Below are 18,254 nucleotides of genomic sequence, written 5' to 3' on the forward strand. Positions count from 1 at the left end.
TCTTGAGGCTTTTTTATAGTTTAGATTCTGCGTTACAATTATGCAACAACATCTTTCTTTTTAATTTTTCTGTAAGTAAACGAGTTAAAAATACTACGTTTAGCAAAACGTGTTTGCTTATCACTTTGAGAAAATTTAATGTATAATGCTTTATTAACACCAAAGTATTCATAAGTATTACCATCTAAAAAAGTAACTTCTAAAAGTAAACCTTTATGTTTCCAATCCATAATAGGAGAGGTAATAGTGGTATTATATTCTTCTGCATTAGCAGCATGAGTTTCTGGAGCAATACTAACTAAAAAATGGTAAGCATCAATAACTTTACGTCCCATTTCTTCAGCCTCAACAGCCTTTTCATCTTCATCTTGAAACTTATCTGGATGCCATTCCTTTACTAGGTTTCTGTACTTCTTTTTAAGCTCTCCTAATGTTGGTTTTGCTTCAACTTGAAATAATTTTCTGTACTCGTTAATACGCTTCATAATAAATGCTATTTTTAATAGTGCGCGAAAGTACTCATTTGTTTTGGATTTAGAGGTTTAAATATTTAAGAAGTTTATTTTTAGGTGGTTTCGAATTTAAACTACCGTGATTGTGTATGGTTAGTTGCGTGGTTAAGCAACTAATTTAGCAAATAAATCACAGATAGAATATTCCGCAGGAATGTTCGTAAGTCGGCAGTGACCAAGCAATTAATTATACACGGTGTTATGTGCTGTTTTTAATTCAATTGTTTAGTGCATTCTTTAATTTTAAATATTCATTTTTTAATTTTGTATGCTCTTTATAAAATTGATCAATAACTGGGTTTGTTATTTCTGAAAAAGATAATTCATTCGGGAATGCATATTCTTTAGAATCATACGAGTTCAATTCGAAATATCTATTTTTTTTAGAAAAAGTTCCGAAAATCTCTAGTGATAAATCAATATGAATATTGTCTTTTTTTACCCACATATGTTCGAAACATAATAATTCAGGTGTAATTACAATGCCTTCTATAACCAAACTATTACCACGTAAAAATCTCGCCACGGATTGAGAGTTAGTCCTACATTCATTAGGTAATAATCCGCCTTTTTTATACATATCAATCTTTTCATTAGTGAATTCTGAAAATTCTGAATAAGATGATATTTTTATTTCTAAACCTTTTGATTTTTTGATTAATTCCTCTGTTTTCTTCATTTTATTTAAGAATAATTTTTCACTCAATATTCAGAATTTGAGTTTGTATGGAATAGTACATAAAAACCGCAATTATTTTTATACAGTGTTATGTGCAGTTATTTTCCGTTTCTAATTGTATTTTTCTACGGTTTCAGGTGTTACTAATTCAGCCAATTTAGAAGCAATTTCTTCCATTGAATCTTCTATTGTACTTAAGCCACTTCGAGAACCAAGTAATGGACTTGCATCTCTTAAATCATCATAAGTAGTATCGTGAACAATAGGCACAAGCATATCACGAGCTAAAAGAGCGGAAAGTTCTTTATCGGCAATTCCTGCTCCTGCGATACGTTTAAGAAACAAAGGTGTGACTAAAACTATTCCAACCCGAGATTTAATTAATCCTTTATCAATTTCACGCATTAGTGGTGCACCTAACGCAACGTCTTTTTCACTAAACCAAACAGATACACCTTTAGATTCCAATATGTCGTGTAATTCTTTAGCTACACCTTTTCTGTCGTCCCAAGCGTGACAAAGAAAAATATCACGTAAATCTGGTTTTTCTAAACGTTCCTCAACATTTTTTCTAACTGGTGTTAGTGTTCGAATTTCTGCTGGTGTATATAAAACCGTTGAACCTGATGAAGACCAACTTGCTTTTCTTTTTCCACTACTACTGCTCCGACTTCCAGAACTGTAAGATGGTGAAGAATAAGATTGAGAATAATTATATCCATAACTGCGACTTCTACCACCACATGCAGGACAATTTGCTCTTGCACTTGAAGAACGATGACCATTTACTGGTGCTGTACATCTTGCCATAATTTATATATTTTTAATTTTAATTTTCAATTTACTTAATTAAAACTCTATTGGACAACTAACTTATTCATTGTTATTAACATCAAAATCAATGATTTAAATTGTTGCGCAATCTTCATAAGGTATGAGTGAGCAAATTGCACATAATGTAACTCGAATATAATTCCGTTTCAATGAATTATATTCAACGGTAGTTTAAATTCGAAGTTCGACTATTTTTTTTACAAAGTCAAGTTTTCATAAAAACAAAGTATGTCTTTTTTCTAGCTATTTAATGCAACTAAAAACAACTATTCACATCAAATTTATATTGAGTTATAAAATATTTTTAATGCTCGAAATATTATACTAATTACGTTAGACAGGTGTTTTTAGATTCTGTTTGTTTTTTAATAGACTATAAATTCTGGGAAGATTTCAGTTTAAGTGCTTCCCATTCTTCTTTTATAATACTATAATAAACATCAAATCTACTTTCTCCGCTTGGAGCGACATTATTATTATTATTATTATTATTTCTAAAAAGGCCCTCTCTGTGTGCACCGATTTTTTCTAGTGATTTTTGAGATCATAAGTTTTCATTATCGGTACTAAACTGTATTCTTTTAAATCCAATAGTTTCAAAACCAAAGTTCAATAATTTGTACTTACAAGCTTTATTTAATCCTGTACCTTGAAATTCTGTTCCGTACCAAGTCCAGCCAATTTCACATTTTTTATTTGCGGTATTAACATTTGCTATTCTTGTACAACCCGCAACTTTATTGGTGTCTTAGTCGATAATTAAAAAAGGATAACAAAGGCGGTTGTTTTTATCTTTAATCGTTTTTGCGATATAGTTTTTTAAACCTTGTTCGTTATTTACCTTCATTCCCATAAACTTCCAAATTTCTTTGTCGAAGATTATTTCTTTAAGCTCTTACATTCTCAAAAGGGAGAAGTAAAACTCTGTCGTTTTCTAGTTGGAAGTTTGATTTTAGAATTTTTATTTTCGTTTTTTATGCTTGTTGCCAATGTAACAGTAATAGGTAATCGTTTAGATTATTTGCTACACTAATTGGTGGAAACTCAAATTTCGACAAATTTTAATTATAAAGTCAGTTTTACTAAAGATAATAGTACACTTATTTTAGATTTACACATGGTTCAAAAAAATAGAAGACGATAGTGTTAGCATTTAGCTGAAATATTATTTATAGATATAAAATAGGCTTTTAATTGTAGGATTAAGGTTCCGTTTGGGACAAAAAGAAGTATGAAAAATTAAAATTTCTTCTTTTTTAAGCGCTTAGGTTTTTTAGTTTTATCGACTATTATTTCAAAATCGATAACTCCTAAAACCAGTTCTTCCTCGGTGATAACTTCTATTTTCCAAAGGCCTTCTTTCACATTATTTTTGTAGGTGTAACCGCGAAAACCATTATCTCTTCCACCATTAATATCGTATCCTATATCATCAACAATGTCCCAGTTTTTGGTGGTTTCATTATACCATTTCCATCTGTGTAGAATACTCTTTTTTAAATCGGTTGGAGCAAATATAGAGGTGAAGGCAAATACTTTTTCGTTTGGTTTATGTATGTAAGTCACACTATGTTTTCTCCAAAATTTATACCACTCGGCCGCTTCGTAAGTTACAATGTATTTATTGTCTTTTTTTACTAAACTATGTGCAACAACACCTTCTGCCATGGCAAGTGGAACAGGAGGAATGAGATTTAAGAAATAGAATGAATTAATAACAGCATATATGGATAAAATTAAAACTAATAGTTTTCCATACATGATTTCGTATCGCGTACTTGGGCTCACGCGATAGATAAAAGTGATAAATACTATGGTAATACTTAAACTTATTAAACCAGAAATTATAAAAATGTAAGTATTCATATCTTTGATAAAGACGGGAATAATAAATGTAAAAAAGGTAAAGCTTATAAAAAAGTAGACACTAAACTGTAAGTATTTATTTGCTATTCGCTTTTTAAGAAACTCATTCGCGAACAGTAACATTAAGAGTAAAATAAAAAAAGAAGCAGTTTTAGAAGCAGAGACACTTCTAAAATAATAGATAACATAAGCACTAGATAAACCTCCAAAGAAAAACTGAATAGCTAATGGAAGTAGGTCTTGGTAACGTTCTAACCAGGTGTTTTTCCATTTATCATCGTCTACTAGATTATATAGATAAATTACAATAGTCAACGAAGTCATATGAACACACAATATAACGGTGTCGTATAAACGGTCTATGCGGCCTAAGGTTAGCGTATCAAAAATAAAACCTCCAATGAAAAAAAATACTGGGGCATATTTTTTATGATCATTAAGAAATTTCCTGAATTTACTTCTTTTAAATCTTTCTAGTGTTCTATTCATAATAGCGATTAAGAAAAGTGTAAATATAGAATAATAAATAAAATGAAAATATTTTGTTACTGTTGTATCATTTGTAATACGTTTCGAATAAAGTTAAAAGAGTATAATTCGAAGTATTTATGTAGAAATTAATGAAAGAGAATACTTAATTTTGCATTAGTAAAATTTAATTAATAATATGATTACAGTAGATAATTTAGCAGTAGAATTTAGTGGTACAACCTTATTTAGTGATGTAAATTTTGTTATAAATGCGAACGATAAGATTGCACTTATGGGAAAAAATGGAGCAGGAAAATCTACTATGATGAAAATTGTAGCAGGTGCTCAAAGCCCAACTAGAGGAAAAATAAGTCATCCAAAAGATACTGTAATCGCATATCTTCCGCAGCATTTACTTACGCAAGATAATTGTACTGTTTTTGAAGAAGCCTCCAAAGCATTCGCTCACGTTTTTAAAATGAAAAGCGAAATGGACGAGCTTAATAAAGCGTTAGAAACCCGTACAGATTATGAGAGTGACGCATACATGTCTATTATAGAGAAAGTAAGTGAATTAGGCGAGCAATTCTACGCGTTAGAAGATGTTAATTATGATGCTGAGGTTGAAAAAGCCTTAAAAGGACTAGGTTTTAAACAAGAGGATTTTACGCGATTAACCAATGAGTTTTCTGGAGGTTGGAGAATGAGAATTGAATTGGCAAAAATACTGCTTCAAAAACCAGATTTAATATTACTGGATGAGCCTACAAACCACATCGATATAGAATCTGTAATTTGGTTAGAAGATTTCTTAGTTAATAAAGCCAATGCAGTCATGGTTATTTCTCACGATCGCGCTTTTATTGATAATATTACAAATAGAACCATAGAAGTTACTATGGGACGCATTTACGATTATAAGGCTAACTATTCGCATTACTTGCAATTACGAGAGGAGCGAAGAGTACACCAAGTAAAAGCATACCAAGAACAGCAAAAGTTTATTGCCGATAATCAACAATTTATAGACCGTTTTAAGGGTACGTATTCTAAAACAAACCAAGTAACGTCTCGAGAGCGTATGCTAGAGAAATTACAAATTATAGAGATTGATGAGGTTGATAATGCAGCCTTAAAATTAAAGTTCCCATCTGCACAGCGTTCGGGAGATTATCCTGTAATGGTAGAAGATTTAACTAAAAGTTATGGTGACCTTACCGTCTTTAAAAACGCAAGTTTTTCTATTGCTAGAGGAGAGAAAGTAAGTTTTGTTGGTAGAAATGGTGAAGGAAAATCTACAATGATTAAATCTATTTTAGGCGAAATAGACGTAGAAGGAAAGTGTAGTTTAGGTCATAATGTGCATGTTGGGTATTTTGCACAAAATCAAGCTGCTTTATTAGATACTGAACTAACCGTTTTTCAAACTGTAGATTTAGTAGCAAAAGGAGATGTAAGAACACAAATAAAAAATATTTTAGGTCGTTTTATGTTTAAAGGCGACGATATAGAAAAGAAAGTAAGTGTATTATCTGGTGGAGAAAAAACCAGATTAGCAATGGTTAAATTATTACTAGAACCTGTAAACTTGCTTATTCTCGATGAGCCTACAAACCACTTAGATTTAAAATCTAAAGATGTTTTAAAAGAAGCGCTTCAGAGTTTTGATGGCACATTAGTACTAGTATCTCACGATCGTGATTTCTTACAAGGCTTGTCTCAAAAAGTATTCGAATTTAAAGATCAACGTGTTATCGAGCATTTTGAAACTATTGATGCTTTTTTAGAAAGAAACAGAATTAAGAGTATTAAAGAAATGAATCTATAGATTTTATTTGTTTTTTACTTTCTCTTTAATCCAATCTGCTCTTTTTTTAAATGAAGAAGGTGCGTTAAAACGATAGCCAAAATAAAGCTTAGCATAACTTCTATCGCTAATAATATTGGTTTTTGCTTTGGCATTAGATGCTTTAGAATCAAAATTAAAATTAGCGCCTGCAACAAAATCTGGAGAGGTGTAACCAAAGTATAAACCTAGGTTTAAAGAGGTGGTAAGTAAAGTATTTTGCTCACTTATATCATTTAAAGCGTAGTTCGTAAAACGAACGCCAATTGCAGGAGAAATAGAAGGCGTAACAAACCAATTCTTTTCTAAAACCCAAGTATAGTAATAATCCGAAGCTATAGAAATATTATAAAAGTTTTGAACTTCTTTTGCATTTTCTACATAATCGGAAATACGTTGGTAACCATAACGCAAGCTTGGTATTAAGCTACCCGCACTTTTGCGTTGCCATTCGGTGTTATATAACACATGTTTTAGTGAGAAATTAGGGTTCATAACGTAAGAGGTTGCTCCATTCCAACTTATAGTTTTAAAATTAGGAAACTCTTCTTGAATACCTTCTAATATTTCTCCATCTCTGTAAAAACCACGAACGCGCCTGTATTGAATATTTTGAATCCATTGTTTTATAAATAAACGGACTTTAATATCTTGAAAAGACGTTTTATACGGTAAATTTCTAGCTTTAGGAGAAAAACCAATGCTCAGGCCTAAAAATTCATAATTAGCAGATAAGGTAAATTTAAAATTGTTATTGGCTGTTAAACTAAAGTTCTCTGTATCGGTTTTCTGTATAGAATACGATTCGGCCTGTGTGTTTACATTCGCTTTCAGCATTATTTTATGCTTAAAAGAGGTAATGTAAATAGAGTCGTTTAAATCTGTTTCTTGACTATGACTAAAAACAGTAAAACATATTAAATATATGAGTAATCTATATTTCATTTTATTGCAGTAGGTTAATAAATTTTTTAACGCCTTTGGTTGCAGTGTCTGCAATAACAGTTAAATGCTTAGAATCACCAATTGAAGGATTAGGATCTATAAAATAAGTTGGTGTGTTTTCTGGAACATAATGCATTAAACTAGCAGCAGGATACACTTGCATCGAGGTGCCTATAATTAGCAATACATCAGCTGTGTTACAAATTTCTACAGCTTTATCAATCATTGGTACAGCTTCACCAAACCATACAATATGTGGTCGTAATTGGTGTCCGCTTTCATCTAAATCACCAAGATTTAAATCTGTTGTCCATGGTTTTACTTGTGCTTCATCTTTAGTAGAACGTACTTTTAGTAATTCGCCATGTAAATGTAAAACGTTGCTACTTCCTGCACGTTCGTGTAAATCGTCTACATTTTGTGTGATGATAGTTACTTTATAATCATTTTCTAAAATAGCTAAATCAAAATGTGCTTGATTTGGGATTACCGTTAGTAGTTGTTTTCTACGTTGGTTATAAAAATCGAAAACCAACTCAGGATTTGCTTCAAAACCTTGAGGAGAAGCAACGTCCATAACGTTATGTCCTTCCCAGAGTCCATTAGCGTCTCGAAATGTTTTTAAACCGCTTTCGGCACTCATTCCAGCTCCAGTAAGTACAACAATGTGTTTCATTCAGGTCGTTTTATTTTTTTTTAAGGACCGATAGTGTTGTCTAATCACCATAGGTTAGTCTTAAAATTAGAAAAGGTTAGTTTTAATATTTAGATGATAAAGTTAGTATTATTTCTTTTATGGTTGGCAGACTTGCGATTAATCTGTAATTTTGTTAAGCTATTATACACTATTTAAACCTAAACAAATATGAAAACACTTTTTAAAGTCTTAATATTATTACCATTAGTATTCTTATCTAGTTGTAGATCGGATGATGCAGAAACAGATCAAGTAACAGATCTAGAATCTAAAACCTATGTACTAACTAGTGTTGAAGACTCTGGAATCTCTGGTACAGTTAGGTTTATTAAAAATTCAAATTTTACCTTAAGTATAGAATTAAACGTTTCGGGGACTATTAATAACAATTTTCATTCTGCATTTTTATACAGAGATAATGCCGCGAACGGTGGAGAGGTTGTTGCTTTAACTTTAGATACTGTAGTAGGAGAAACAGGAATGAGTACAACTGTTTTTACAAAACTAGATGACGATACAACGATCTCTTATGAAGATTTATTAACCTTTGACGGTTACATTGAAGTAAAGTCTAACGATAACACTTTAAATAATCCTGTTGCTAATGCAGATATTGGAGAAAATGAATTAACAGGCTCGCAGGTAACTTACACTTTAGAAGAGCGTGATTTAACTAATGCTTTTGGAGATATTACTTTTAAAGAGCGTATAAATGGTGAGGCTTTAGCAGTATTTAATTTAGAAGGAACTCCAGCAGGAGGTATGCTTCCAGCTCATATTCATGAAAATGATGCAGTTACAGGTGGTCCAATTATTTTTACGTTTAAGATGGTAAATGGAACAACTGGTTCTAGTGAAACAAATGTAGAAATGCTTGACGATGGTACTTCATTTGTATACAACGATGTTTTAACAGTAAACGGGTATATAAATGTCCATTTTGAAAGTGACCTTTCGCTTTTAATTGCGCAAGGCAACATAGGAAGTAATTAAACAAAATAAAATATAGACTTTAAAAACCTGATGCATTTGTATCAGGTTTTTTTATTTTTACATTATGATTGATATTAAACTCATAGAACACCTCGAAACGTATCTTACCGAAAATAGATTACAACGTTTTCATAAAGTCTTAGAAGGGCGTACAAAATACTTTACTGTAGCAACAGAAGACGTTTACCAATTACACAATACAAGTGCTGTAATACGCAGTTGCGATGTTTTTGGGATACAGGAAGTTAGTATTGTTGAAGAAAAGAACACTAAACGTATAGACAGAGAGATTGCCATGGGAGCCCAAAAGTGGGTAGATTTAAACAGATACCAAACAGTAAAAGAATGTATTAAGGATTTAAAACAGAAAGGATATCAAATAGTTGCCACGACACCACATACAGATGACTGTGAGTTGCATGATTTTGATGTAACAAAGAAGTCGTGCTTTTTCTTCGGAAGAGAAACAGAAGGGCTCTCTGAGGAGGTTTTAAAAGAAGCTGATGTTTTTTTGAAAATTCCAATGGTAGGTTTTACAGAGAGTTTAAATATTTCTGTTTCTGCGGCCATTACATTACAGGATGTTACCACAAAATTGAAGAAAACAGATATTGAATGGCGCTTAACTGAAGAAGAGAAACTAGAAAAACGTCTTGATTGGTGTAAAAAAACAATTAAAAGTTACGAGGAAATTATTGAACGTTATTACGAGAAAGAATAAGCTACATTCACCTTTGATACTTTAAATATTATATTTAGATAAAAAAAACGATTCAAATTTAATGATTTTTGAGGCTTTTTTATGTATTAAACGGTTGAGGTCATTATCGTTTTTTTAACCACGTTTTCTATCACGACTTAATACCTTATATTCTTCATAACACTGGCTTATTGCATCTAACATTTGAAGATCGTTTGCTTTATTTATAAAATCTTTAGAGTAATTACACTGCGATACAATTTCATCTAAATCTATTTTAGTAAGTTGTAATAAAACCATTAGTGTTTCTCTATCGAAACGCGATGCTAAAAGATTTCTTATCTCGTCATCTTTTTTCATCCGTTTAAGTTTCTTCAATTCGCTACCTTTTCTACTAAAGGTATTATAGAGAAAATCTAACGGGTTAAAAATAGAACCTAAAACCTTACTAATTGTATTTGGTGATTTATTATTTCCTGCTTCGTAACCTGTACTTAATCCAGAAATACTATAACGGTAATTTGTGTTTACTTGTACTTGTTTAATATCTAACTCTAAGTAACCTGTAAGTTGTAATTCGTTAACAACAATTTCCTCTAAGGCCAGTGCGAGTTCTGTTAATATAATTTTAGAACTTCCAAATTTTAACCAATCATTGGTTACACGAACTTTAATAGACTTATAACCTACATAAGTAAGGTGTAATGTATCGTTTACTTTAGCTTTAAGTTTAAATTCCCCTTTAATATTAGTAGATGTACCAATGACTTGGTTAAGGTTTACAATATTTACATTGTCTATTGGGCCATTAGTTTGAGAATCGATAATAACACCTTCTACAGCTTCTTTTTCAGGTACTTCGTCTACTTGAGCAAATGCAAATGATGAACTTATAATTAAAAAAAGTAGGGATAGAAAATATTTCATAGTTAGTATATAAGCTATAAAAATACTAAACAAATTTTATTTAGTGCTCTTATAATATTGTATTTGACTTAATATTAACAAAAAAGCTTAATTCTTATAGAAATAAGAATTAAACTTTTTAGGAATTTTGATAAATATTTGGGTATTTATTTAGTCTTTTCTTCTAGAACGACCAGATCTTGAGTGTGTAGTTTTAAACTCACCTTTATCTCTGTCTCCGCCATCGCTTCTTCTAGAACGTGTAGGTCTATCATCGCTTCCACGAGATTCGCTACGTCTTCTATCTCCACCACCACTAGAGCGTCTGTCTCCTCCGCCAGATCTTCTTCTGTCTCCACCAGATCCACCTTCACGACGTCTTCCGCCACCACCGCCAGAACCACCGCGTCCACGACCACCGCGACTTGGTTTATCTTCAGTAATTTCAACGTTTACAAAACGACCCTCATGTTTATAATCTGTAAAGAAAGCTAATACTTTCTCTTGGTGTTCTTTTTCTGTATTAAAGAAAGAGAATGTGTCTTTACAATCTACTTTAAATACATCGTCACGACCAAGATCTAAAACTTCTTTTAAGAAATCTTTTAATTTCATCCAGTCGAAACCATCTTTCTCTCCAACGTTAATAAAGTAACGTGCTGCGCTTCCGCTAGATTGACCACCACTATCTCTTCCGCCATCTCTACCAGAGTCTCCCGAAGTAACATTAAGATTTTTAGATTTTTGGTAGTAGTTGTAGAATCTTGAAAATTCTGCAGAGAAGAACTTTTTAATTAAGTCTTCTTTACTAGTTTCTTCAAATAAACCATTGATATCTTCTAAGTATTGATCTATTTCTTCACTAACTTCAGTTTCATGAATCTTTTTTGCCGAAGACATTAACTGTACTTCGCAAATAGCCATTCCGTTAGGAACTTCCTTTAATTCAAACTTCTTATTAATAATACGTTCAATACTTTTTAAACGTCTTATTTCACTTCTAGAAACAATAACCATAGAAACACCAGTTTTACCAGCACGACCAGTTCTACCAGAACGGTGTGTGTAAGTTTCTATTTCATCACTTAATTGGTAGTTAATTACGTGTGTAATATCGTCTACATCAATACCACGTGCAGCAACATCTGTTGCTACTAGCATTTGTATTTGACGATTTCTAAATTGCTTCATCACAATATCACGTTGATTTTGAGATAAATCACCATGTAATGCTCCAGCACTGTAACCGTCTTCAATTAAGTTTTCGGCAACTTTTTGTGTATCACGTTTTGTTCTACAAAAGATTACTGAAAATATATTTGGATTAGCATCTGCTAAACGTTTTAATGCTTGGTAACGATCGCGAGCGTTAACCATATAGTATTCATGCGATACGTTACTTGTACTTTCATTTTTATGACCAACAGTAATTTCTTTTGGGTCATTCATGAAGTTTTTTGCAATTCTCGATACCTCTTTAGGCATTGTTGCAGAAAACAACCATGTATTTTTATCTTCTGGAGTTCCAGAAAGGATTTCTGTAATATCTTCCTTGAAACCCATGTTAAGCATTTCATCGGCCTCATCTAAAACCGAATATTGGATTTTAGTAATGTCTACCAAACGACGCTTAATCATATCTTTCATACGACCAGGAGTTGCAACAATAATTTGTGCGCCACGTTTTACTTCACGTGCTTGGTCTGTAATACTTGATCCACCATAAATAGCGACTACGTTTAAACCTTTAAGGTGTTTACCGTAAGCTTTCATTTCGTTTGCAATTTGTAAACAAAGCTCACGAGTAGGCGATAATATTAAACCTTGAGTGGTACGACTAGACACATCAATTTTTTGCAACATTGGAAAACCAAATGCAGCAGTTTTACCAGTTCCAGTTTGCGCTAAGGCAACTAAATCTGTTTCTTCTTCTAATAAAATTGGGATTGCTTTTTCTTGTACTTCTGATGGTTTCTCGAAACCTAAATCTGTAATACCTTGTAATAGTAGATCGTTAAGACCTAAATCTTGGAATGTGCTCATTCTTATTTTATGTATTTCAATGTCAATCTATTTTGGTGTTACGAATAGAAGTGCATTGAACATACTTAACCTAAAACTTCTAATAACACATCCTCTCTCTGAGGAGTAAAATAAACGCTAGTGCGCTTTTTCAAGGTGCAAAGGTACACTTTTTATTTGACATCTCACACAATGTCTTTTTTATCCTTTATTTTGAAGCTTTTAAAAGCGTTATAATGTCTGTATTTCCTTGCATTTCGGCATGTTTTAAAGCCGTGTTTCCTCTGCTATCTTTTATGTTTTTATCAGCATCGTTTTGTAATAAATAGGTTGCAATGTCGAGATGACCAAAGGTGCTAGCGTAAATTAATGCTGTTGCATTATTATAGTTTGGTAAATTTACGTTTGCTTTATTATCGATAAGCATTTTAGAAATTTCAAAATTTCCTTTAAAGCAAACACCCATTAAAGCCGTGTTACCAGATAAATCTTGAGCATCTACATTTGCTTTCTTTTTTAATAAATAAGCAACTACTTCTGGTTGGTTATTATACGCAGCTAAAATTAAAGGCGTAAAACCTTTACTATCTGTTGTGTTAATAATGTTGTTGTTTGTAAGGTATAACGTTTCTATTTGCGCTAGGTTTCCTTCTCTGGAAGCATCAAAAATAGTTTGTGCTTGTGTAAGAGTAGTACAGGTAAATAAAAATAATAATAATAATAATAATATGTTTTTCATAATATAAATGTAAAAAAGGAGGACACATTTGTATCCTCCTGAATAGTAAATAGTGTAAGTTTAGTTTCTAAAGTCTTTAGCTGAAAAACCTAAAGCTTCTGCAACACGCATACCGTAATCTCTATCTGCTTTATAGAAATAGGTTATCATTTGCATTTGAATCTTTTTATCGGTTACTTGACCTAAATCACCACTTAAATTTTTAATTAAGTTGTCTTGTTGTTGCTTGGTAAGTGATCTGTAAAAATCTCCTGCTTGTGCAAAGTCGTTAGTTTTTGTAATTTTCTTTTGTGTAATCGTTACATTAGAAAGTGTTGTTTCCGACTGCTTGTATTGTTCATCTTCTACTAATCCTGATTTTTCACTTGGCTGGTAGTTTACATCTGGATTTTCAAACCTTTTGTTTCCTGCGCTATTCCAACTATCAGAATTATAGTTTTTAGGATCTTCTAACGGTTTATTGATTTCTAATTGTTGAAAATTTGGTCCTAATCTATGTCGTTGTGTATCGAAATAAGAAAATAAACGGCCTTGTAATAATTTATCTTCCGAAGGTTCTACACCAGGAATTAAAGCACCAGGAGAAAAAGCAATACTTTCTACTTGCTCAAAATAGTTTACCGGATTTTGGTTTAAAGTCATGGTACCAATCTTAATTTTTTCAATTTTATCTGCTGGCCAATCTTTAGTCGCATCTAAAGGCCAAAAATCGAAAGAATGAATATTTTCAGGCTTAATCATTTGTACATATAAATCCCACTGTGGGTAATTTTTATCAGCAATATCTTTACGTAAGCTTACTGTAGCATGTTGCCAATCTTTTCCTTGTTGTATAGACGCTTCTTCTGCAGTTAAATTTTTCTCACCTTGCTTAGAAACCCAAGAATATTTAATGTAAGTTACTTTTCCTGCTTTATTAATCCATTTGTAGCCATGTACACTACTTCCGTTCATGTATTGGTATCCTTTAGGTATTCCTAAATCTGTCCATAATCTTGTAATCATATGTGTTGCTTCTGGTACATGAGAAAAGAAGTCGAAAAAACGATTAGGATCTTGTTTGTTGGTTTCTGGAGATGGTTTTAAAGAGTGTACCATGTCTGGGAATTTAATAGCATCTCTAATAAAAAAGATAGGTAAGTTGTTACCAACAATATCATAATTGCCTTGCTCTGTATAAAACTTAACAGCAAAACCTCTTGGGTCTCTTGCGGTTTCTGGTGAACCTTTTCCGTGTATTACTGTAGAAAAACGTACAGCTAAATCTGTTTTCTTACCAGTTTGAGAAAATAGTACAGCTCTAGTATAGTCCGACATGTCTTTGGTTGCTTCAAAATATCCTGAAGCTCCAGCACCTCTTGGGTGAACCACACGCTCAGGAATACGTTCTCTATCAAAAGCAGCTAATTTTTCTACTAAATGAATGTCTTCTAATAAAACAGGACCATATTCGCCAACTGTTTTAGAGTTTTGGTTATCTCCAACTGGAGCACCATTGTTTGTTGTCATTAAAGTTTCTGTACTCTTGTTTTGAGCAAAAGAAACTAGACCTATAGTTAAGGCTAAGGCGGTAAAAATTTTTTTCATCTTTTTATGTTAATTGTTTAATGAGATTGCAAATATCTACTTCATCTTAATATTAATCAAATTAATAGTTTTTATATTTGTATTGATAAAATTAATAAGATGACGTTACAACAATTAGAATATGTAGTTGCTTTAGATACTTACAGGCATTTTGTTACCGCTGCAGAAAAGTGTTTTGTAACGCAACCTACTATAACTATTCAGGTTAAAAAGCTAGAAGACGAAATTGGCTTTATTATTTTTAATAAAAGTAAATCTCCTTTTAAACCAACCGATTTAGGTGCTATGTTTATAAAGAAAGCCAAAATTATTTTACGAGAAGTTAGTGATTTAAAAAACATGGTGAGTACAGAGCTTAATAGTATGGAAGGAGAGTATAAAATAGGAGTGATCCCTACTATTTCGCCATATCTTATTCCTTTGTTTTCTGGTGATTTTTCTAAAAAATATCCTAATTCTATTTTACAAATTGAAGAAATGCAATCGGATGATATTATTCTAGCATTGCAAAAAAAAGAATTAGACTTAGGCATACTTATAACGCCTTTGCACGAACCTTTTATTAGAGAGATTAAGTTGTACAACGAACCTTTTGTTTTTTACGGACAACATTGTGAGTTCTTGAAAGATAAAACAACGATATCACCAAAAGATGTTGAGAAAATGGAAGATGTTTGGCTATTAGAAAACGGACATTGTTTTAGAAATCAAGTATTAAATATTTGTAATAATAGCAGTAATAACAAAAGTATTAAGTTTCAAAGTGGTTCTATTGAAGCTTTAAAACGGATGGTAGATAATTATGGTGGTTTTACATTAGTACCAGAAATGGCTATTCGTGCCAACGATGTCGGTTGTAATATTCCATTTAGTGAACCTAAACCAATACGAGAGGTCAGTATTGTTACGCATCATTCTTTTTCTAAAGACCTTGTTATTGAAGCTTTACGTTCTGAAATATTAAGTAAAATACCTAAAGAATTTGCTAAGAATGAGAATTTTATAAAAATTAATTGGAGATAATTACACTTTAATACGCGGAAAGTGTTTTTAAAACATAGATTCCGCGTGTTATAATTTTGTATTACGCTAAAAATTGTATCTTTGATAGGATTCCGCTAAGTATAGTATGAAAATTATAGGACGTATAGACGAAAAGAAAACCATGCAAGCCATGGTAAATGATAATAAAGCACATTTATTAGCTATTATTGGTCGTCGTCGTGTTGGTAAAACATTCTTAATACGTGAGGTTTATAAAGACGAAAAAGTGTTTGAAATGACGGGTTTAAAGGATGCAAATCTACACGACCAATTAATGAACTTTACTTTACAAATGAATCTTTATTTTCCTAACGCTAAAATAGATGCAAAACCAGAAAGTTGGTTGGTAGCTTTTAACACCTTAAGTCAAGCCATAGCAAGTTTAAAAACAAAAGATAAACCTGTTGTTTTTTTAGATGAATTGCCTTGGATTGCTAGTAAACGTTCTGGTTTTATGGAAGCCTTAGCACATTGGTGGAATAATTGGGCGTCGCAACAAAATATAATTGTTGTGGTTTGTGGTTCGGCAGCATCATGGATGTTACAGCATGTGGTAAATGCAAAAGGTGGTTTACATAATCGTATTACTAAACTTATTAGTTTAATGCCTTTTACCTTGCAAGAGACCGAAGCTTTTTTGAAAGCTAAAAACATTAATTTAAGTCAATATCAAATTATTAAACTGTATTTGTCTTTAGGTGGTATTCCGCATTATTTAGATCAAGTAGAAAAAGGAAAAAGTGCTGCTCAAAATATTAATGACCTCTGTTTTAAAAAAGATGGCTTTTTAACTACCGAATTCGAGAACCTCTATCCTGCCTTATTCGATAATGCTGGTAGCCATATAAAAATAGTAAAAGCTTTGGCTAGTAAAGCTAGCGGATTAAACCGGCAAACTATTTTAAAACTCACCAAGCTGTCCGACGGAGGTTATTTTACTAATATATTAAATGAGTTAGAGGCTTCTGGTTTTATCTCTACGTTCGAGCCTTTAGAGAAAAGTAAAAAAGACACTTTGTTTCGTTTAACCGATGAGTACTCTTTGTTTTATCTCAGTTTTATGGTAGGACGTAACAAACTCAATAAAAGCGATTGGTTGCGCGTAAGCGAAACCCAACAGTATAAAATTTGGTGTGGTTATGCGTTTGAAAACTTGTGTATTAAACATATAGACAGTATTAAAAATGCCTTAGGGATTTTAGGTGTAGAAACCAATGTTAATAGTTTTTTGCATAGAAAGGATACTAACTACGAAAAAGGGTTTCAAATAGATATGCTTATCGATAGGAAGGATAATATTATAAATATTTGCGAAATGAAATTCTATGCAGACGAGTTCAGTATTACTAAAGACTACGCGCAAAAACTACGTACCAAACGCGAAGGTTTAAAAGCAGTTACTAAATCGAAAAAAATGGTACACATTACGTTTGTTACATCTTATGGTGTTTTAGAGAATACGCATAAAATGGATTTGGTAGAGAATGATTTTACTATTGGTGTTTTATTTGGGTAGTTTTTATTTATGATTTCGAATTTAATCTAACGTTTATGTGTAAGAATAGTTGCGGGTTTGTATGCGAGGATTTTCCGAAGGAAAATCAGACGTTACAAGCACGCAACGACCTTTTGATTAAGCACTAAACCGCAATTATTTTTATACGGTGTTGGCAACTGTTATTTTTTACTATCACAATATTCGTTGTATAATTTAACAAGTTCAATAATCTCCTGCTGAGATAGTTTTTTTCTTGTTTTAATGAATTCTTTTGCTTTCACGCAATCGTCAAAATAATCAATTCTTTTAGTTTTGATAAATTCGCCTAAACCTTTGAAAAGTGTGCTCTTCCATTCGTTTTTTCGATGGACATAGTAATAATTATTCACATTATAAAGATTAAAGTCGATAGCAGAGGTAATAACAATAAAATCTATATATAAATCACATTTTCCTTCAACTAATGATTCCAAAAGTCTTAGTTTTCCATTTGGTAATACTACAGCTTTTCGCTCTGAACGAGAATGAACCCATACCTTTCTTTTATGATTATTTGTTTCTGATTCCCAAATCACATCATTTTCATTCAAAAATTTACGCTTTTTAATATATATACTATTATTGATTACTTTATCTATATCTTTTAAGGGTATTGCTATCTTTTTTAAGTGATTATCATTTATACTCTTTATTTTTTCCATACTTAACTCATATTTACTAGTTATTAAATATTCATTATGGACAATTATTGTTTTGAAATTTTCAATGATTTTAGTCCCGTCTTTTTTAACAATAGTATCATTTGGTATACTTTGAGAAAACGAATTTAGATATGTTAAAAATAAGATTGTATAAGCTATAAATTTATTTGACATGATTTGTTTGTTTAATTGTTGCCAACGTCACTAGAATATG

17 protein-coding genes are annotated in these 18,254 nt (G+C 31.8%); 5 read left to right on the forward strand and 12 right to left on the reverse strand.

Going from position 1 to position 18,254, the window contains the following annotated elements:
• Nucleotides 1-38: 38 nt before the first annotated feature.
• The 5 genes from ASC44_RS15220 to ASC44_RS15235 all read right to left on the reverse strand — a co-directional run bounded on the left by ASC44_RS15220 (nucleotide 39) and on the right by ASC44_RS15235 (nucleotide 4,380).
• On the reverse strand, nucleotides 39-485 hold the full coding sequence (locus ASC44_RS15220; RefSeq protein WP_055448485.1) for a KTSC domain-containing protein: 447 nt from the start codon (nucleotides 483-485) through the stop codon (nucleotides 39-41).
• Between the two features lie 244 nt (nucleotides 486-729).
• A complete protein-coding gene (locus ASC44_RS15225; protein WP_152973351.1) occupies nucleotides 730-1,191 on the reverse strand; it encodes a hypothetical protein in 462 nt (153 codons plus the stop codon).
• A 111-nt stretch (nucleotides 1,192-1,302) separates the two neighbouring features.
• On the reverse strand, nucleotides 1,303-2,001 hold the full coding sequence (locus ASC44_RS15230; protein ID WP_055448487.1) for a toll/interleukin-1 receptor domain-containing protein: 699 nt from the start codon (nucleotides 1,999-2,001) through the stop codon (nucleotides 1,303-1,305).
• A 568-nt stretch (nucleotides 2,002-2,569) separates the two neighbouring features.
• On the reverse strand, nucleotides 2,570-2,743 hold the full coding sequence (locus tag ASC44_RS18400; protein ID WP_338035198.1) for a GNAT family N-acetyltransferase: 174 nt from the start codon (nucleotides 2,741-2,743) through the stop codon (nucleotides 2,570-2,572).
• A 521-nt stretch (nucleotides 2,744-3,264) separates the two neighbouring features.
• Entirely contained in the window at nucleotides 3,265-4,380 is a 1,116-nt protein-coding gene (locus tag ASC44_RS15235; protein WP_055448488.1) for a DUF2914 domain-containing protein, read from the reverse strand.
• 178 nt (nucleotides 4,381-4,558) lie between these two features.
• On the opposite strand from ASC44_RS15235, the gene ASC44_RS15240 reads away from it, so the two are divergent.
• The gene (locus tag ASC44_RS15240; protein WP_055448489.1) at nucleotides 4,559-6,190 is read left to right on the forward strand and encodes an ABC-F family ATP-binding cassette domain-containing protein; all 1,632 of its coding nucleotides are present in this window, start codon (nucleotides 4,559-4,561) and stop codon (nucleotides 6,188-6,190) included.
• 3 nt (nucleotides 6,191-6,193) lie between these two features.
• Here ASC44_RS15240 and ASC44_RS15245 read toward each other — a convergent pair whose 3' ends face one another.
• The gene (locus tag ASC44_RS15245) at nucleotides 6,194-7,153 is read right to left on the reverse strand and encodes a DUF4421 family protein (RefSeq protein ID WP_055448490.1); all 960 of its coding nucleotides are present in this window, start codon (nucleotides 7,151-7,153) and stop codon (nucleotides 6,194-6,196) included.
• Between the two features lies 1 nt (nucleotide 7,154).
• On the reverse strand, nucleotides 7,155-7,829 hold the full coding sequence (locus ASC44_RS15250; protein WP_055448491.1) for an SIR2 family NAD-dependent protein deacylase: 675 nt from the start codon (nucleotides 7,827-7,829) through the stop codon (nucleotides 7,155-7,157).
• 189 nt (nucleotides 7,830-8,018) lie between these two features.
• Between ASC44_RS15250 and ASC44_RS15255 the strand changes: the two genes are divergently transcribed.
• Together ASC44_RS15255 and ASC44_RS15260 are read left to right on the forward strand one after the other, a co-directional pair.
• Nucleotides 8,019-8,843, forward strand: coding sequence for a CHRD domain-containing protein (locus tag ASC44_RS15255; RefSeq protein ID WP_055448492.1), 825 nt, complete (start codon nucleotides 8,019-8,021; stop codon nucleotides 8,841-8,843).
• A 64-nt stretch (nucleotides 8,844-8,907) separates the two neighbouring features.
• Nucleotides 8,908-9,564, forward strand: coding sequence for a TrmH family RNA methyltransferase (locus tag ASC44_RS15260; RefSeq protein ID WP_055448493.1), 657 nt, complete (start codon nucleotides 8,908-8,910; stop codon nucleotides 9,562-9,564).
• A 114-nt stretch (nucleotides 9,565-9,678) separates the two neighbouring features.
• Here the strand turns inward: ASC44_RS15260 and ASC44_RS15265 are convergent, their stop codons facing one another.
• The 4 genes from ASC44_RS15265 to ASC44_RS15280 form a co-directional block, all read right to left on the reverse strand.
• On the reverse strand, nucleotides 9,679-10,470 hold the full coding sequence (locus ASC44_RS15265; protein WP_055448494.1) for a carboxypeptidase-like regulatory domain-containing protein: 792 nt from the start codon (nucleotides 10,468-10,470) through the stop codon (nucleotides 9,679-9,681).
• 150 nt (nucleotides 10,471-10,620) lie between these two features.
• On the reverse strand, nucleotides 10,621-12,492 hold the full coding sequence (locus tag ASC44_RS15270; RefSeq protein WP_055448495.1) for a DEAD/DEAH box helicase: 1,872 nt from the start codon (nucleotides 12,490-12,492) through the stop codon (nucleotides 10,621-10,623).
• A 187-nt stretch (nucleotides 12,493-12,679) separates the two neighbouring features.
• Nucleotides 12,680-13,210 carry an ankyrin repeat domain-containing protein gene (locus ASC44_RS15275; RefSeq protein WP_083476323.1) on the reverse strand — a complete coding sequence of 177 codons (531 nt, stop codon included), beginning with the start codon at nucleotides 13,208-13,210 and terminating at the stop codon, nucleotides 12,680-12,682.
• Nucleotides 13,211-13,270: 60 nt separating this feature from the next.
• Nucleotides 13,271-14,797: a catalase gene (locus ASC44_RS15280; protein WP_055448496.1), complete on the reverse strand. Its 1,527-nt coding sequence runs from the start codon at nucleotides 14,795-14,797 to the stop codon at nucleotides 13,271-13,273.
• Nucleotides 14,798-14,896: 99 nt separating this feature from the next.
• Between ASC44_RS15280 and ASC44_RS15285 the strand changes: the two genes are divergently transcribed.
• Nucleotides 14,897-15,820: a hydrogen peroxide-inducible genes activator gene (locus ASC44_RS15285; RefSeq protein WP_055448497.1), complete on the forward strand. Its 924-nt coding sequence runs from the start codon at nucleotides 14,897-14,899 to the stop codon at nucleotides 15,818-15,820.
• Between the two features lie 106 nt (nucleotides 15,821-15,926).
• Nucleotides 15,927-17,357 (forward strand): AAA family ATPase, encoded by a 1,431-nt coding sequence (locus tag ASC44_RS15290; RefSeq protein WP_055448498.1) that lies wholly within the window; start codon nucleotides 15,927-15,929, stop codon nucleotides 17,355-17,357.
• A 161-nt stretch (nucleotides 17,358-17,518) separates the two neighbouring features.
• On the opposite strand, the gene ASC44_RS15295 is transcribed toward ASC44_RS15290, so the two are convergent.
• Nucleotides 17,519-18,214 carry a hypothetical protein gene (locus ASC44_RS15295; RefSeq protein ID WP_055448499.1) on the reverse strand — a complete coding sequence of 232 codons (696 nt, stop codon included), beginning with the start codon at nucleotides 18,212-18,214 and terminating at the stop codon, nucleotides 17,519-17,521.
• Between the last annotated feature and the right edge of the window lie 40 nt (nucleotides 18,215-18,254).

Source organism: Lacinutrix mariniflava (assembly GCF_001418015.1).
Classification (GTDB): domain Bacteria; phylum Bacteroidota; class Bacteroidia; order Flavobacteriales; family Flavobacteriaceae; genus Lacinutrix; species Lacinutrix mariniflava.

Excerpts from the sequence above, each read along its gene's own strand:
- ASC44_RS15220 (WP_055448485.1), bottom strand. The coding sequence starts at position 485 with ATGAAGCGTATTAACGAGTACAGAAAATTATTTCAAGTTGAAGCAAAA.
- ASC44_RS15225 (WP_152973351.1), bottom strand. The coding sequence starts at position 1,191 with ATGAAGAAAACAGAGGAATTAATCAAAAAATCAAAAGGTTTAGAAATA.
- ASC44_RS15230 (WP_055448487.1), bottom strand. The coding sequence starts at position 2,001 with ATGGCAAGATGTACAGCACCAGTAAATGGTCATCGTTCTTCAAGTGCA.
- ASC44_RS15235 (WP_055448488.1), bottom strand. The coding sequence starts at position 4,380 with ATGAATAGAACACTAGAAAGATTTAAAAGAAGTAAATTCAGGAAATTT.
- ASC44_RS15240 (WP_055448489.1), top strand. The coding sequence starts at position 4,559 with ATGATTACAGTAGATAATTTAGCAGTAGAATTTAGTGGTACAACCTTA.
- ASC44_RS15245 (WP_055448490.1), bottom strand. The coding sequence starts at position 7,153 with ATGAAATATAGATTACTCATATATTTAATATGTTTTACTGTTTTTAGT.
- ASC44_RS15250 (WP_055448491.1), bottom strand. The coding sequence starts at position 7,829 with ATGAAACACATTGTTGTACTTACTGGAGCTGGAATGAGTGCCGAAAGC.
- ASC44_RS15255 (WP_055448492.1), top strand. The coding sequence starts at position 8,019 with ATGAAAACACTTTTTAAAGTCTTAATATTATTACCATTAGTATTCTTA.
- ASC44_RS15260 (WP_055448493.1), top strand. The coding sequence starts at position 8,908 with ATGATTGATATTAAACTCATAGAACACCTCGAAACGTATCTTACCGAA.
- ASC44_RS15265 (WP_055448494.1), bottom strand. The coding sequence starts at position 10,470 with ATGAAATATTTTCTATCCCTACTTTTTTTAATTATAAGTTCATCATTT.
- ASC44_RS15270 (WP_055448495.1), bottom strand. The coding sequence starts at position 12,492 with ATGAGCACATTCCAAGATTTAGGTCTTAACGATCTACTATTACAAGGT.
- ASC44_RS15275 (WP_083476323.1), bottom strand. The coding sequence starts at position 13,210 with ATGAAAAACATATTATTATTATTATTATTATTTTTATTTACCTGTACT.
- ASC44_RS15280 (WP_055448496.1), bottom strand. The coding sequence starts at position 14,797 with ATGAAAAAAATTTTTACCGCCTTAGCCTTAACTATAGGTCTAGTTTCT.
- ASC44_RS15285 (WP_055448497.1), top strand. The coding sequence starts at position 14,897 with ATGACGTTACAACAATTAGAATATGTAGTTGCTTTAGATACTTACAGG.
- ASC44_RS15290 (WP_055448498.1), top strand. The coding sequence starts at position 15,927 with ATGAAAATTATAGGACGTATAGACGAAAAGAAAACCATGCAAGCCATG.
- ASC44_RS15295 (WP_055448499.1), bottom strand. The coding sequence starts at position 18,214 with ATGTCAAATAAATTTATAGCTTATACAATCTTATTTTTAACATATCTA.